Here is a 16,232-nt window from a genome sequence, read left to right on the forward strand (position 1 = left end):
ATGTCGACTGATAATGATCTGAAGCCAATTCTGGCCAAAGTCGCAGATGGTGAAAAGCTGACCGAAAGCATGGCCGAACAGGCCTTTAACGTGCTGATGTCGGGTCAGGCAACCCCGTCGCAAATGGGGGCTTTCCTGATGGGGTTGCGCATTCGGGGCGAAACCGTTGACGAAATTACCGGTGCGGCACGTGTCATGCGTGAAAAGGCCACCGGCATCATTGCCCCGGAAAATGCGGTTGATACCTGTGGCACAGGTGGTGATGGCAGTGGAACCTTCAATATTTCAACCGGTGCGGCGATTGTTGCCGCCGCTGCAGGTGCGACCGTTGCCAAACACGGCAACCGCGCGGCATCGTCGAAATCGGGTTCGGCTGATGTTTTGATGGCGCTTGGTGTCAATCTTGATGCCGATATGAAATTGCTGGAAAAGGCCCTCCGCGAGATTGGGCTGTGCTTCATGATGGCGACCCGTCACCATTCGGCGATGCGTCACGTGATGCCGACCCGCGTTGAAATGGGCACACGCACGATCTTTAACCTGCTGGGTCCGCTTGCCAACCCGGCAAAGACCAAACGCCAGGTTCTTGGCGTCTTTGCCAAGGAATGGGTCGAACCGGTTGCCCATGTGCTCAATCGTCTTGGGTCGGTTCATGCATGGGTGGTTCATGGCCACAGCGGTCTTGATGAAATCTCGACCACGGGCCCGACCTTTGTCGCCGAAGTCAAAGACGGCAATGTTAGGACCTTTGAAATTTCCCCGGGCGATTTCGGGTTTGAGACAGCAACGCTTGATGACCTTAAGGGCGGCGATGCGGATGTGAATGCCAAGGCCATTCTTGACCTTCTGGCAGCGAAAAAAGATGCCTATCGCGATATCGTTCTGATGAATGCCGGGGCGGCACTTGTGGTGACCGGCGTTGCCAGCGATCTTGCCGATGGCATCAAAAAGGCATCCGAAGCAATTGATAGCGGCAAGGCCGCAGAAACGCTTCAGGGTCTTGTCACCATTACCAACGAAGGAAACGCAGCGTGAGCGACGTTCTTAAGAAAATCTGCGACGACAAACGCGAACACGTTGCCGCCTGCAAGAGCCGCAAAAGCCTTGCCACGCTTGAAGCCGAAGCCAAAGCCCAATCAGCGCCACGCGGCTTTATCAAGGCCCTTGAAACCAGTGTTGCCGATGGCCGTTATGGCCTGATTGCCGAAATCAAGAAAGCGTCCCCGTCCAAGGGTCTGATCCGCGCCGATTTCAATCCGCCGGAACTGGCAAAGGCCTATCAGGCTGGCGGGGCAAGCTGCCTTTCGGTTCTGACCGATGTGCCCTATTTCCAGGGCGATGACAGCTATCTTGTCGCGGCGCGCGCGGCGGTTGGCCTTCCGGCATTGCGCAAGGATTTCATGGTTGATCCCTATCAGATCACCGAAGCACGCGCCTTGGGGGCCGATTGCATCCTTTTGATTATGGCAGCCCTTGAAGACGAACTGGCTGCCGAACTTGAAGATGCGGCACACAGCCTTGGCATGGATGTTCTGATCGAAGTTCACAACGCGCCGGAACTTGAACGTGCCCTGAAACTGAAATCGCGTCTGGTCGGGGTCAATAACCGTAACCTCAAGACCATGGAAATTTCGCTGACCACGACCGAGGAACTGGCTGGCATGGTCGATAGCGACCGTCTTCTGGTCGCCGAAAGCGGATTGTTCACGCCCGAAGACCTTGCACGCATGGCCAAGGTTGGTGCGCAGTGCTTCCTGATTGGGGAAAGCCTGATGCGTCAGGACGACGTCACTGCGGCAACCCGCAACCTCCTTGGTCTTGCGGCCTGACCTGGGACTGGCAAAGCACATGACAGACAAGCTTTCCCATATTGATGCCGGTGGCAACGCCGTGATGGTGGACATTTCGGACAAGGCCGATACCACCCGCATTGCCATTGCCAAGGCGCGGGTATTGATGTCTGCGCAAACGGCAAAGCTGATTGCCGATCGTGGCCACAAAAAGGGTGATGTTCTTGGCATCGCACAGCTTGCCGGGATCATGGGAGCAAAAAAGACCCCCGATCTGATCCCGCTATGCCATCCCCTGCCCCTGACATCGGTGACGGTTGATCTTGAACTGGCCGATGATGTTGACGGGGTCGATATCACTGCGACCTGCAAGACCACCGGCAAGACCGGTGTCGAGATGGAGGCGTTGACCGCGGCCTCTATCGCCGCCTTGACCGTATTTGACATGTGCAAGGCTGTCGACAAGGCCATGCAGATTACCGATATCCGCGTCACCCGCAAGGAAGGCGGGAAATCGGGGACTTTCATCGCCGATTAGGGTGTTTGCGGGCGGGCGGCTACCATTCAAAACCCGCAATTATTGCCTGAATTACGGTCAATCCGTTGTTTTTGGCCCGATGCGCTTGACCCGACAAAAGAACTAAAGTAGAACATTTATGTATCCTTTTTGTTCTTGCTACAGGTTCGGGAAATATCATGCTGACGCGCAAGCAATATGAGTTGCTGGTCTATATTGACAATTACCTTCGCGATCACGGTATCTCGCCCTCTTTCGATGAAATGAAAGAGGCCCTGAACCTTAAATCCAAATCAGGGATCCATCGTCTGATTACCGGGCTTGAGGAACGCGGTTTTATCCGCCGTCTTGCGCATCGCGCCCGTGCCCTGGAAGTCATCCGGCTTCCGGAGAACAGCGACGATGACACCCCCGAAACCCCGAACAACGTCACATCCATTGCCAGTGCGCGCAAAGCCCCCCATCGTCCGGCAACCGTGCCCACGGCCTTTGCCGAAACCGGCGAAGCCATTTCGCTTCCGCTTTATGGTCGCATTGCTGCGGGTACCCCGATCGAGGCATTGCGTGATCAAAGCACCATGGTTCAGGTGCCCGCTGCCCTTTTGGGATCAGGCGATCATTATGCACTTGAAGTATCGGGTGATTCCATGGTCGAGGCCGGCATCCTTGATGGTGATACCGTCCTGATCCAGCGGTGCGAGCAGGCCCATGATGGCACGATTGTCGTTGCCCTTGTCGATGACAGCGAAGCGACCCTTAAGCGCCTTAAACGCGGGCGCGGTGAGGTTCTTCTGGAACCGGCCAATGCCCGGTATGAAACCCGCGCCCTGTCACCGGATCGCGTCCGCATTCAGGGCCGCCTGGTCGGGTTGCTGCGTCAGTATTAAGCCACCGACAACTACACACACAAAATCGCCCGCTGTGATTTTCACACAGGCGATTTTCTGTATTCGGGATCAGTGCATCCGACCCGGTCCAGGTACGACCACTGATTACCGTTGCGATGGAGCAGCTTTACCGCCAATCACAATCCATGGCCAGTGACCGGATATTGCCCGCACGGTCTCAAATGACGACCTTCCCTGATCAAGTTTAGCCGTATCAAGGGCCACACCGCCCTGCCACCACAAAACGTCATCATCAATCATCACCCGCGCCCCGGCCTGGCGACAGGTTCGGATTGGCAAATCATTTTTTAGCGTAATCACAAGATCGGCATTACGACAGGCATAGAACGGATTGGCCAGACTGGTTGCAACAATGGTCCTAGTTTCCTTATCACCAGCGCCAGTGACCACAAGACAGGGATCGTTGTTACAATGCCTTATTCTTGTGGCTTCATCTTCCGGACGGATGCCAAAACGGCTCATCCACAGGGATTTTTGGAAATCACCAAGCCCGTCCGCCACATGCAGGATTTCCTGTTCCCTGTCATAAACGGCCCAGCTTTCCTGATCACCCGATACAAGAACATCCGGCGTTTGATGGGTCACCTGCGCAATGATGGCGATGATCAAAAGCGGCCCGGACACCACAAGGGCAACCTGATCGCGCCAGATCACGGCCCACGCAATTGCCAGCAACAAACAGGCGGTTGCCACATCACCGAGCCCGGCCACATACCACAATCCCCATTCCTGGGCGGCGACAAGGGATGCTGTTTTGATCAGAACAGTCAATCCGGGCGCCATCAGCGCAAGCACACCGCCCGCCAACCCGAATGGCATCAATGCCAGCGTCAGGACAATTAACGGCATCACCCAGAATGCCATTATCGGAATGGCAACCAGATTGGCAACAATGCCAAGCACCGATATCCGCCCGAAATGAAATCCGATAATAGGTGCCGTCACAACCGTCACAATGACACTGGTGATCAAAAGCCCCGCCATATAGATCACAAGACGTTCATGCCACGGACGTCCGCCATGACGGTCAAGCCAACGGCGGCCGGGCCCGTCATAAAAGGCAACAAGTGCCCCGACAGCCGCAAAGGAAAGTTGAAAACTGGCACCAAGCACCGCATCGGGCCTTAACACCAGAACAACCAGTGCGGCCACCCCCACCAGCCGTAACGATATGGCACGGCGATCAAGCAACAGAGCAATCCATACAACCAGCAACATCACAAAGGCCCGCTGCGTCGGCACTGTTGCCCCCGACAATCCGAGATAAATGAACCCCGCCCCGGCGGCCGCGAGTGCCGCCCATTTTTTGACCGGATAGCGCAATGCGATCCCCGGTATCGCAGCCAACCCCAGACGCACCAGAAAGAAAACGGTTCCGCACAGTAACCCCATATGCAATCCGGAAATTGCCAAAAGATGGGCCAGCCCGGATTTTCTCAGATCCTCGGCAATTTCAGCAGTGACATCGCCGCGCTCACCGATGATCAATGCTTTGGCAATCCCGGCCTCGGGCACGGTTACATATCGATTGATCACGTCGGATATTTTCTGACGCAGGTGTTCAACGACGGCCCTTATCCCTTTGTTTTCATATGCACCCTTCTCGCTCAACACTTCGAACTGACGGCCGAATGCAAACCCGGTTGCGCCGATCTGGCTGAAATAAAGGTTGCGCGCGAAATCGGGATCACCGGGAACCGACGGCGGGCGCAGGGGAAACAACCGTGCCTTTACGCGCACCTCATCACCGATCGAAAGCGCACTGTCACCGAGAAAACTGAGCCGGATATTCCAGCCGATCTGATCATTGGAAAGACCCTGAATATTTGTCGGATCAAGGGTAACGCGCATGCGACTGCCGCGGGGTTCAATACCGATGACAGTTCCGGTGATTTCGGTCGAATAAAGGGTTCTGGTCGGGATATTTTCCGGTCCCAGTTCCGTATGCAAGGCACTGATCAAACAACCTGCTGTAATACTGGCCATCAGTTGCATCAAAAATGCCAGCCAGGCTTTGCTGCGAACCATCCAGAACGCGCAGACCGAAAGAATCACGGTAACTGAAATCTCTGCAACGGAAATGCGCGCAGGAAGCAAGAAATAAAGGGCACATCCCAACCCAAAGAAGATAACAGAGGACAGAAACCATTTATTTCTTTGGCTTGTAACAACAAATATGACTTGCGAGAAAAACCCCGCAAGCCTTTGTTTTTTAATACTTCTTGTAAAAGTATTGCGACGAATGTCCAATAGCCCGCCTTAAGCTTAGTTTCTATCTAACATCGGCTGTGGTGCAACAGCGTGTCATTTGTGCTATAGCCTGCACGCCAAAAGTCCATACGACAAGCGACAACATCCAGATAGCGGATAGATTGAATGACGGTTGTTACCCGTTTTGCCCCGTCTCCGACCGGGTTTTTACACATCGGCGGCGCACGCACCGCCCTTTATAACTGGCTTTATGCCAAACACACCGGCGGCAAATTCTTGCTGCGTATTGAAGATACCGATCGCGAACGTTCAACGCCCGAGGCCGTCGAAGCCATTTTTGACGGGCTCAACTGGCTTGGCCTGACCGCAGACGATGAACCGACCTTCCAGTTCGCCCGTCGCGACCGCCATGCCGAAGTTGCACAACAATTGCTGGATGCCGGCAAGGCATATTATTGCTATTGCACGCCCGAAGAATTGACCGCGATGCGTGAAAAGGCCCGCGCCGAAGGTCGCCCGATGAAATATGACGGCACCTGGCGTGATCGCGATCCGTCAGAAGCCCCGGAAGATGTAAAACCTGTCGTGCGTCTCAAGGCACCGCAGGATGGCGATGCCGTGATCAATGATCAGGTCCAGGGCGAAGTCCGTGTCGCCAATGAACAGCTTGACGATTATGTCATTCTGCGTGGTGACGGCACCCCGACCTATATGCTTTCGGTTGTTGTTGATGACCATGATATGGGCGTTACCAACGTCATTCGCGGTGACGATCACCTGACCAACGCGTTCCGCCAGAAGGCCCTTTATGACGCCATGGGCTGGGATGTTCCGACCTTTGCCCATATTCCGCTTATTCACGGGCCGGATGGTGCGAAACTGTCGAAACGTCATGGTGCGCTGGGTGTTGACTCCTATCGCGACGAGATGGGTTTCCTGCCGGAAGCCGTGAACAACTATCTCCTGCGTCTGGGCTGGGGTCATGGCGATGATGAAGTCATTTCCCAGGAACAGGCCATCGAATGGTTCGACATCAAGGATGTTGGCAAGGGTGCGGCACGTTTCGACTTTGCGAAGCTGACAAACCTTAACGGCATTTACATGCGTCAGGCCGACGATAAACGGCTTGTAGACGAGATTTCCCAACGGGTTGCGGCCATTATTGGAACCGATGCAATTGATGCAGCGCAAAAAGAAATCTTGATCAATGGCATGTCAGGCCTTAAAGAAAGGGCCAAGACACTTATCGAGCTCGCCGAATCTTCGGCCTTCTATGTTACTGACGGCGTATTGTCCGTTAACGAGAAAGCTCAGTCCCTGATCGATAGCGCACCTGAAGGTCTGTTTGCAGAATTGGCCAACAGTCTTGAAGCGCTTGAAAGCTGGACCGAAGAGAACGTTGACGCATGTGTTCGTGCAACTGCCGAGAAACTTGATCTTAAACTCGGAAAAGTTGCGCAGCCCTTGCGGGCGGTGCTTACCGGTTCCAATTCTTCACCAGGCATCTTCGAAGTAATGATCGTGCTTGGCAAAGAGCAAACGCTGAAACGCATCCGACATTTCGATGCATAACAACAGCGAATTATAAAAAACTAATAGTCTGTTTGCGCTTAATGCGCCGCAGCATTATGCTGCACCCAACTTGAAACCGTGTTCGTTCAAACAGGGAAGGAAAAATAAGTCATGGCTCAGAATTCCAAGACTTCCCACACCGTAACACTGACCGACAATGCCACTGGCAAGTCGTTCGAGATGCCGGTGATTGAGGGTAGCGTAGGCCCGTCTGTTATCGACATTCGCAAGCTGTACGCTGAAACTGGATATTTTACCTATGATCCGGGCTTCACTTCGACCGGCTCCTGCCAGTCCGAGCTGACCTATATTGACGGCGACGTAGGGATCCTGCGCCACCGTGGTTATGCGATTGACGATCTTGCAGAAAACTCCGACTTCCTGGAAGTCTGCCATCTGTTGCTGTACGGGGAACTCCCGAACGCCACCCAGAAGGCACAGTTCGAAAACGACATCACCATGCACACCATGGTGCATGAGCAGATGCGCAATTTCTATAACGGCTTCCGCCGTGACGCGCATCCGATGGCCATCATGTGCGGTGTCGTTGGCGCAATGTCTGCTTTCTATCATGACAGCACCGACATCAATGATCCGCAGCAGCGTCTGATCTCGGCTTATCGCCTGATTGCGAAAATGCCGACCATCGCAGCGATGGCATACAAGTATTCGATCGGCCAGCCGTTCCGCTACCCGAACAACAAGCTGGGCTTTGCTGAAAACTTCCTTCAGATGATGTTTGGCAACCCGTGCGAAGAATACGAAGTCAATCCGGTTCTGGCCAAGGCAATGGATCGTATCCTGATCCTGCATGCCGACCACGAACAGAATGCTTCGACTTCGACCGTGCGCCTTGCCGGTTCTTCGGGTGCGAACCCGTTCGCTTGTATTGCTGCTGGTATCGCGTCCCTGTGGGGCCCGGCACACGGCGGTGCGAACGAAGCGGTTCTGGTGATGCTTAACGAAATCGGCGATGTGAAAAACATTCCGGAATTCGTTGCAAAAGCAAAAGACAAGAACGATCCGTTCCGTCTGATGGGCTTTGGTCACCGCGTTTACAAAAACTACGATCCGCGCGCCAAAGTCATGCAGGAAACCTGCCACGAAGTTCTCAAGGAACTCAACATCAGCGATCCGCTGCTTGACGTTGCTCAGGAACTCGAACGCATTGCACGTGAAGACGAGTACTTCATCGAGAAGAAACTCTATCCGAACGTCGACTTCTATTCGGGCATCATCTTCAAGGCGATGGGTATCCCGGTCAGCATGTTTACCGTGCTGTTCGCGGTTGCACGTACCGTCGGCTGGATCGCCCAGTGGAAAGAAATGATCGAAGATCCGTCGCAGAAAATCGGTCGTCCGCGTCAGCTGTTTACCGGCGTCGCAGAACGTCCGTTCGTTCCGGTCGACAAACGCTAAGTCGTACCGACGACGATCTGAACAAGATCAAAAAAAAGGCCCGGAGAAATCCGGGCCTTTTTGCATTTCAATTCCGGTGAACAGGTTTTGGCTGTTCGCCAGATATAGCGTGTTACCAGCTGCCGGTATTTTCCATGCTTACCCATGGTTCGGCCGGCTCAAGGTTGCCGCCCTTCTGAAGGAATTCGATCGAAATTCCGTCAGGCGAACGCACAAACGCCATGCGGCCGTCACGCGGCGGACGGTTAATGGTAACACCGGCATCCATCAGCTTCTGACAGGTCGCATAGATGTCATCGACCTCATAGGCGAGATGGCCGAAATTACGCCCACCGGTATAGCTTTCCGGATCCCAGTTATAGGTCAGTTCAAGTTCCGGGGCCTTGGTTGCCTTGGCACTTTCGATATCAGCCGGCGGAGCCAGATAGATCAGGGTGAAACGCCCCTGCTCGCTCTCGATACGGCGGGTCTCTTTCATGCCAAGCAGATCGCAATAGAATTTCAGCGATTCATCGACATTTTCGACACGCACCATCGTGTGCAAATAACGCATAGCAATGTCTCCGTCATGGATTGATCAATGACCTGAAACTAAATGCATTTCACGACCGATGCCAGTCGTTAGCCATTATTTTTTAGCGATAATTGCCAGAATTTGTTCGGCTGCTTTTTCGCTGGGCGCGCGATCCCCGAAACCAAGCATCTGGCATGCCTCGTCAAATCCGGCCTTTTGCTCTTCATGTGCCGGGGTCGCATTCAGCAAATCTTCAAGCGCAGGCAAAATCGCCTTTGCCCGGCATTTGTCCTGAAGAAATTCGGGGATCAATTTCCGCCCCAGGACAAGATTGACAATGGTGACGGTGTCAATCTTGATCAGGCGTTTGGCGATCCAGCCCGTAATCGCATTGACCTGATAGGCAATGACATGCGGCACACCGGCAATCGCCAGCTCAAGCGATACCGTGCCCGATGCGGCAAGGGCACAATTGGCCGCTGCAAACGCATCATGCCGTTCCTGATCGGTCGTAACGACAATCGGCGATAACGGCCAGTCTTGCATTTCGTCGGTTACCGTTTGCGCCACCTTGCTGACCGTCGGCACGACAATGCGGGTATCGGGATATTTTGCAGCGATGGCGTCGATGACCTCGCGGAAAATCGGCAACAGACGCTTTACCTCGGAATTGCGACTGCCGGGCAATACCGCCAAAAGCCGTTTATCCGCGTCCAGATCGTGTTTGGCCCGAAACCGTTCAGCATTACCGTCATGACGCTCTTCGACCGCTGAGTGGCCGATAAAGGTGGTTGGAAGGCCTTCTTTTTCAAAGTATGGCGGCTCAAACGGCAATAGCGCGAGAAGATGGTCCAGAAATCCGGCAATCTTCTTTGCCCGTCCCTCCCGCCAGGCCCACACCGATGGTGCGACATAATGGATCAGGGGAATGCCTTTGCCCTTCAGTTTTTTACCAACGCGAAAACTGAAATCCGGGGCATCTATGGTAACGACGGCGTCGGGCCTTTGTGTTTTGGCAAATTCCGCCGTTTGCGAGATCCGTTTAAGCAGATGCGGAATATGGGGCACGACCTCGGTCAGTCCCATGACGGACATCTCATTCATCGGAAACAGGCTTTTAAGGCCCTCGCTTTCCATGCGCGGGCCACCGACACCGATGAAACGGGCTTCCGGTTCCTGACGTTTAATTGCCGCCATCAGACGCCCACCCAGCTGATCACCGGATGCCTCGCCCGCGACAAGCATGATTTTAGGCCCGGTTGCCGGGGCATCATCAGTCATTTTCGGAATCCCCGTCATCGTCAGGACGGATGCCAATGACAAACATCCCGAGCCTGTCCGCGCGCTCAATCACAGCCGACCGGTCAATGATCATTGTCCCGCCAGCCAGAAGTGCAATACCACGCAGACCAGCCTTATGGGCTTCTTCCACCGTCGTCAGACCGATGGCCGGAAGATCAAGGCGCTTGTCCTGCTGGGGTTTTGATGATTTGACCAGAACACCGCCAACGCCGTCACGACGATAATTGGCTGATCGACGCACCATTTCATCCGTGCCCTCGATCGCTTCGAGTGCCAGAACAAGCCCCTGTTGCACGACACATCCCTGCCCGACGTCCGCCTGACCAAGGATACGGGCAACCCGCAAGCCATGTCTGGCGTCGCTTAATGCCTGATCATCGGGCTTGATGGTGCCAAGAACGCCTTCTGAAACAGCAATATCTGTCAGAATTTCGTGCGCACCAACCAGTCGAAAGCCCTCGCGTTCAAGCTCCTGACCGACCAGACGCAGCAATCCGTCATCACCCAGCGCCTTCATGCCGACTTTCATCAAAAGCTTGGCCGCGCGCCAATCAGGCCGAATGGCCGTAAAACTTGGACGGGCGACCTTGCCGGCAAGGACGACATCCTGACAAGCATTGTCACGCATGGCGTCCAGAATCTTGGCAGCAGCCCCCAGCCTTGCCGTTATTCCAGGATATTGGTCGAGTTCGGGGTCATCGGCGTGGCGGTCAAGTTTCACAACGAAAACTGCCCGCCCGGCTGTCTGCGCAGCAGAAGCCAAGCGGGCCGGAAGCGCCCCGCCCCCAGCAATAATCCCCAGTTTCGGTAGCGGATTATCCTGCGGAGCTGTCATATTTCGGCGTACATACGGAACGCATGCTTTCCGCTTTGAGGAAGTTGATGATTTCCATCACCGGACCAACGCCTTCGAAGTCTTTGGCAACTTCTTCTACACGCTCGGCCAGCGTCCCTTCCTGGGCAAACAGCAAACGGTATGCCTTGCGCAGGGAATGGATGGTTTCACGATCAAATCCGCGCCGTTTCAGGCCGACAATGTTCAGGCCCGACAGATAAGCACGGTTACCGATCACCGACCCATAAGGGATCACATCGCTTTCGACACCGGTCATGCCACCGATCATGGCGTGTTTGCCAATACGCACAAATTGATGCACAGCCGACAATCCACCAACAATCGCGAAATCTTCAACCACAACATGCCCGGCCAAAGTGCCGTTATTGACCAGAATGCAATGATTTCCAACGTGACAATCATGCCCGACATGGGCCCCGGTCATCAGAAGGCAGTCATCGCCGATGGTGGTCTCCATCCCGCCACCTTCGGTACCGGGATTGAGGGTCGCACCTTCACGAATTTTCGTGCGCTTGCCGACGATAAGTCGGCTTTGCTCACCCTTGAACTTCAAGTCCTGCGGCGCATGACCGACCGAAGCAAACGGATAGACTTCGCATTCCTCGCCAAGGGTCGTGTGCCCGGCCATCGCAACATGGCTGTGCAACTTGACACGGTCACCCAAGACAACATTCGGACCAATAACGCAATACGGCCCGATTTCGACATCCTGACCAATCTGCGCGCCATCTTCGACAACGGCGGTTGGATGCACTTTTGACATTATCAGTTATCCCGGATCATCGCGGCGATGGTGGCCTCGGCAACGACCTGACCGTCAACCTTGACCTGGCTTTCGAACTTCCAGACCGGTCCGCGGCTCTGTTTTTTAGTGACATGAATATGCATGACATCACCCGGTGTAACCGGCTTGCGGAAACGGGCGTTATCGATGCTCATGAAATAGACAAGTTTGCCTTCGGCATCCGCACCCAGGGTCTGAACAACCAGAATGGCCGCAGTTTGCGCCATGCTTTCAACGATCAGAACACCCGGCATGATCGGCTGCTGCGGGAAATGACCGGTAAATTGCGGCTCGTTCATCGTTACGTTCTTGATGCCGGTTGCGGATTCACCCTCGGCAATATCGACAACCTTGTCGATCAACAGGAACGGATAACGGTGCGGAATCATTTCCAGAATGCGCTGAATATCAACACTTACCAATTCGGTCATGTGTGTAGCCCTTATTTCTTTTTTCGTATCAGACGGGACAAGGCCACCGTCTGTTTATGATATTCCATGACCGGAACAGCAGGACTTCCGCCAACTGTTTCCCCCGGCCCGATATTTTTCATGACACCCGATTGGGCAGCAACCTTGGCGCCATCGCCAATTTCAAGATGGCCGGTGATCCCGGCCTGCCCGGCAAGAACCACAAAATTGCCAAGCTTGGTCGATCCCGAAATGCCGACCTGGGATACGATAACACATCCCATACCCATTTCGACGTTATGGCCGATTTGCACCAGATTGTCGATACGGCAACCATTGCCGATAACGGTATCCGGGCCCGCACCACGATCAATCGTGGAATTCGACCCGACCTCAACATCATTGCCAATTACAACGCGGCCCAGCTGTGGCACTTTTACGTGCCCTTGCGGACCCATGGCAAAGCCAAACCCATCCTGACCGATACGCGCACCAGGATAAATCAGGCAAAGATTGCCAATCAGGCTGTGACTGATTGATGCATTTGCCCCGATCCGGCATCCCGCACCAATAACCACACCCTTGCCGATTACCGCATTGGCTTCGATGATGGTTCCATCACCGATTTCACAATTCGCACCGATAACTGCGCCGGCATCGACCTGCACACCTTTTCCAAGCTTGGCAGACGGGTCAACAACCGCGAACTCGGAAATGGAACCATTTCCGGTCTCGAACGGGTAAAACGCCGTCGCAGCCTTGGCATAGGCCCGATACGGATCGTTGGTCGTAAACAGGACCATATCCTTTGGTGCACGGTCGGCAAACTCGGGCCGGACAAAGCACGCGCCGGCTTTGCTATTGATAAACGCATCAATGTATTTGCGGTTATCAAAGAAGCTCAGGATCGTGCTGTCGGCATTTTGCAGCGGCGAAACATCATCAAACAACCGGTCGCGATCAGGAGCATTTACAACATCTGCCCCCGTCAGCTCGGCGATTTGCGCGACGCTGAATGGTCCTTTGCGGCTAAAGAAACGGGAATCAGCCATCAGGAGCCTTCCTTGAACTCAACCTTGATCGTCGGCACTTTTTTATTGATCCGATCAAACACTTCCTTGCTGGCATTCATTGCATTGGCAAAGATAATCACCTGTGCCTGATGCAGGACGAGAGTTGCGCGGCGCTCTTCAGCCAGACCGGCAATAACCTCGTTCAATGCTTTCTGGAAAGTTGCCTGACTTTCAGCAAGAGCCTGATCAAGTACACGGCTGCGTCCCTGGGCAAACTTCTGGAATGCCGCGACCTTTTGCTGGAACTGCTTTTGCTTTTCCTGATAGACGTCAGCGGCAAGCAAAGTGCGCTGTTGCGCCAGTTGCTTTTCCTCTTCGCGCAGCGCCTGCTGACGCGTTTCGATATCCTGCTGATAGGTTACCTGACGCTCGCGAATTTGTTTTTTCACGTCCTGCATGGCCGATGCTTCACGCATGATGCCCGCATAATCGACAATCATGACCGATGCGACGGTTTCCGGATTTGGCGTTTCTTGCGCCTGGGCCTGCGGAACCATTGCGGCACCAAAAACGAGTGCAGACGCAACGAGAATTTTCTGGAACGACTTTTTCATCATTAGAATCTGGTTCCGAAGTTAAGTCGGAACACTTCCTCTTTGTCGTGGTCTTCTTTCAGGATGGCTTGGGAAAGATCGACACCGATCGGGCCGAACGGCGATTCCCAACCAACACCGACACCGACCGATCCACGGATGGACCCGGTGTCATAAATTTCACCGGCACGCGCACCGTCAACGCCTTCGGATGAGCCGAAGTCACTGAATACGCGCCCTTTCAGGGCAAACTCGGACGGCAAACCAAGCGGGAAGTCCATCTGGACAGACCCGGTGTAATACATCTTGCCACCAAGGGAGTCACCCGTTGCGATATCACGCGGTCCTACACCAGCGGATTCGAAACCGCGAAGGTTGGAGCCACCAACCATGAAGCGCTGGGAAATGCGGGTGTCATCACCGATACCAAAGATATAACCGGTACCGGCACGGGTCGAGAGAACCCATTCGTGCTCGCGATCAAGGGGATAGTAATAACCGCCCTCAAGTCGGGTACGGAGATAGGTCTCGTCCCCGCCAAGGCCCGCAAAATCGTTGGACAGGCGCCCAAAATAGCCCTCGGTCGGGGCGACGGCGCTGTCACGCTTGTCATAAGTCAGCGTGTGACCAATTGCGGATTCAACGAATTCGGTTTCTTCTGCCAACAGCAGCCGGGATGCTTCATCTTCGTCGATGTCGGAATAGCTGTTTTGCTCAAGCGTGTAGCGGAACGAATGAGACAGGTCTTCGGTATATTTGAAACCGGCACGAAGACGTCCACCAGTCTGCTCTTCATCGTACGAGCTTTCGTCCTGGTTATCCTCTTCACGACGATAAACATCGAAACCGGCGGCGACTTCACGGTCCAAGAAATAAGGCTCGGTGAAGGACAAATCGATTTGCTGATCCGTGGAACCCAAAGTGAAGTTAAGTCGCAGATCCTGGCCTTTACCCAGAAGGTTGCGTTCACGAATACCCAACTGCCCGAAAGCACCGTTATCCGTGCCGTAACCTGCCCCGATCGAAAATTCGCCGGTCGATTTTTCTTCAACATCGACTTCAAGGATGGTTTGATCCGGCGTCTGGCCCGGAAGGGTTTTGACATCAACCGATTTGAAGAAGTTCAGGTTTTCAATACGCTGCTTTGAACGCTTCATTTTCGAACTGCTGAATGCGTCGCCTTCAACCAGACGGAATTCACGTCGAATAACTTCATCAAGCGTCCTGACGTTGCCGACAACATCAATCCGTTCGACATAGACCTTGGGTCCTTCGGCAATCGTGAAGGTCAAATCGATGGTACCGGTTTCGCGGTTGCGCTGAACACTCGGGCGGATATCGATAAAGGCATAGCCCTGATCGCCGACACTGTTGGTCAATGCATCAACAGCATCATCGACCATGGTCGCGTTATACCATTCGTCTTTTTCGATCTCGACCAATGGCAACAGGGAGTCCGCATCGATTTTGTCGATCTGCGATACGATCTTTACATCGCCAAAACGATATCGCTGTCCCTCGCTCACCGTATAGGTGATGAAGAAATCGGAACGATCCGGCGTCAGTTCCGCCACAGATGACAGAACCTGAAAATCGGCATACCCCGCCGACAAATAGAAGCGACGGAGCAATTCACGGTCAAAGGTCACTCGATCGGGATCGTAGTTGTCATCGGATGTCAGAATTTTCCACCACGCACTTTCGGTGGTACGGATGACATCGGAAAGCTCACCGTCATCAAACGCCTTGTTGCCGACGAAATTGATCTTGCGAACACCGGTTGCTTCGCCTTCATCAACTTCAAAGACCAGATCAACGCGGTTCTGGTCGAGCTGAATGACTTTGGGATCGACAGTTGCCGCAAAACGCCCGCTTCGGCGATACAATTCAAGAATACGCTGGACATCTGCCTGAACCTTGGTTCGGGTATAAACAACACGCGGACGCAACTGCAACTCGGCACTGAGAACGTCGTCTTTCAGACGATTGTTACCTTCAAAGGCAATGCGGTTGATAATCGGGTTTTCAACAACGTTTACCTTCAACACACCCTGGTTGAAGCTGAACGACACGTCTGCAAACAGACCAGTCGAGAACAATGCCTTGAGGGAATCATTGATCTGGCGGGCGTCATAGGAATCACCGGGCGCAACGGTCAGATACGCGTTGACGGTACCGCTTTCAATTCGATTATTGCCTTCAACCTGAATTTCGCGAATCAGGCCGGAATTCTGTTGGGCATATGCTGCCACCGGAATAACAATTGGCGCTGTACCGCCAAGCAGTGCCGCAGCCAGTGCGGCCGCTTTTACCTTACGCAGCAAGTTAACCCCCCTGTTGCTG

At 54.0% G+C, this 16,232-nt stretch carries 15 protein-coding genes; 6 read left to right on the forward strand and 9 right to left on the reverse strand.

Annotated features, from left to right (window positions below):
• The 4 genes from trpD (at window position 1) to lexA (ending at window position 3,194) form a co-directional block, all read left to right on the forward strand.
• Window positions 1-1,035: an anthranilate phosphoribosyltransferase gene (gene trpD / locus WA429_RS13140; RefSeq protein ID WP_068518952.1), complete on the forward strand. Its 1,035-nt coding sequence runs from the start codon at window positions 1-3 to the stop codon at window positions 1,033-1,035.
• Window positions 1,032-1,829, forward strand: a complete 798-nt coding sequence (gene trpC, locus WA429_RS13145) for an indole-3-glycerol phosphate synthase TrpC (RefSeq protein ID WP_287464957.1) — start codon at window positions 1,032-1,034, stop codon at window positions 1,827-1,829. Before trpD ends, trpC begins: the two co-directional genes overlap by 4 nt.
• 19 nt (window positions 1,830-1,848) lie before the next feature.
• Entirely contained in the window at window positions 1,849-2,328 is a 480-nt protein-coding gene (gene moaC, locus WA429_RS13150; RefSeq protein ID WP_287464956.1) for a cyclic pyranopterin monophosphate synthase MoaC, read from the forward strand.
• Between the two features lie 158 nt (window positions 2,329-2,486).
• Window positions 2,487-3,194: a transcriptional repressor LexA gene (gene lexA, locus WA429_RS13155; protein WP_101246310.1), complete on the forward strand. Its 708-nt coding sequence runs from the start codon at window positions 2,487-2,489 to the stop codon at window positions 3,192-3,194.
• 105 nt (window positions 3,195-3,299) lie between these two features.
• On the opposite strand, the gene WA429_RS13160 is transcribed toward lexA, so the two are convergent.
• Entirely contained in the window at window positions 3,300-5,465 is a 2,166-nt protein-coding gene (locus WA429_RS13160) for a ComEC/Rec2 family competence protein (RefSeq protein ID WP_336107455.1), read from the reverse strand.
• A gap of 126 nt (window positions 5,466-5,591) precedes the next feature.
• Between WA429_RS13160 and gltX the strand changes: the two genes are divergently transcribed.
• Together gltX and WA429_RS13170 are read left to right on the forward strand one after the other, a co-directional pair.
• Window positions 5,592-6,998, forward strand: coding sequence for a glutamate--tRNA ligase (gene gltX / locus WA429_RS13165; protein ID WP_287464953.1), 1,407 nt, complete (start codon window positions 5,592-5,594; stop codon window positions 6,996-6,998).
• Window positions 6,999-7,109: 111 nt separating this feature from the next.
• On the forward strand, window positions 7,110-8,417 hold the full coding sequence (locus WA429_RS13170; RefSeq protein WP_068518946.1) for a citrate synthase: 1,308 nt from the start codon (window positions 7,110-7,112) through the stop codon (window positions 8,415-8,417).
• 112 nt (window positions 8,418-8,529) lie between these two features.
• On the opposite strand, the gene WA429_RS13175 is transcribed toward WA429_RS13170, so the two are convergent.
• The 8 genes from WA429_RS13175 to bamA all read right to left on the reverse strand — a co-directional run bounded on the left by WA429_RS13175 (window position 8,530) and on the right by bamA (window position 16,213).
• On the reverse strand, window positions 8,530-8,970 hold the full coding sequence (locus WA429_RS13175) for a VOC family protein (protein ID WP_068518945.1): 441 nt from the start codon (window positions 8,968-8,970) through the stop codon (window positions 8,530-8,532).
• A 75-nt stretch (window positions 8,971-9,045) separates the two neighbouring features.
• Entirely contained in the window at window positions 9,046-10,212 is a 1,167-nt protein-coding gene (gene lpxB, locus WA429_RS13180) for a lipid-A-disaccharide synthase (protein WP_287464951.1), read from the reverse strand.
• Window positions 10,205-11,068 carry an LpxI family protein gene (locus WA429_RS13185; protein WP_114113323.1) on the reverse strand — a complete coding sequence of 288 codons (864 nt, stop codon included), beginning with the start codon at window positions 11,066-11,068 and terminating at the stop codon, window positions 10,205-10,207. Before WA429_RS13185 ends, lpxB begins: the two co-directional genes overlap by 8 nt.
• Window positions 11,049-11,852 carry an acyl-ACP--UDP-N-acetylglucosamine O-acyltransferase gene (lpxA, locus tag WA429_RS13190; RefSeq protein WP_101246314.1) on the reverse strand — a complete coding sequence of 268 codons (804 nt, stop codon included), beginning with the start codon at window positions 11,850-11,852 and terminating at the stop codon, window positions 11,049-11,051. The genes WA429_RS13185 and lpxA overlap by 20 nt, the downstream gene beginning before the upstream one ends.
• Window positions 11,853-11,854: 2 nt before the next feature.
• A complete protein-coding gene (gene fabZ, locus WA429_RS13195) occupies window positions 11,855-12,304 on the reverse strand; it encodes a 3-hydroxyacyl-ACP dehydratase FabZ (protein WP_068518941.1) in 450 nt (149 codons plus the stop codon).
• 11 nt (window positions 12,305-12,315) lie between these two features.
• The gene (gene lpxD / locus WA429_RS13200; RefSeq protein WP_228195572.1) at window positions 12,316-13,335 is read right to left on the reverse strand and encodes a UDP-3-O-(3-hydroxymyristoyl)glucosamine N-acyltransferase; all 1,020 of its coding nucleotides are present in this window, start codon (window positions 13,333-13,335) and stop codon (window positions 12,316-12,318) included.
• On the reverse strand, window positions 13,335-13,913 hold the full coding sequence (locus WA429_RS13205; RefSeq protein ID WP_068518939.1) for an OmpH family outer membrane protein: 579 nt from the start codon (window positions 13,911-13,913) through the stop codon (window positions 13,335-13,337). The genes lpxD and WA429_RS13205 overlap by 1 nt, the downstream gene beginning before the upstream one ends.
• Window positions 13,913-16,213, reverse strand: coding sequence for an outer membrane protein assembly factor BamA (gene bamA / locus WA429_RS13210; RefSeq protein WP_336107460.1), 2,301 nt, complete (start codon window positions 16,211-16,213; stop codon window positions 13,913-13,915). Before bamA ends, WA429_RS13205 begins: the two co-directional genes overlap by 1 nt.
• Window positions 16,214-16,232: the final 19 nt, after the last annotated feature.

The sequence above is a fragment of the Thalassospira sp. CH_XMU1420-2 genome, assembly GCF_037029325.1.
Classification (GTDB): Bacteria; Pseudomonadota; Alphaproteobacteria; order Rhodospirillales; family Thalassospiraceae; genus Thalassospira; species Thalassospira povalilytica.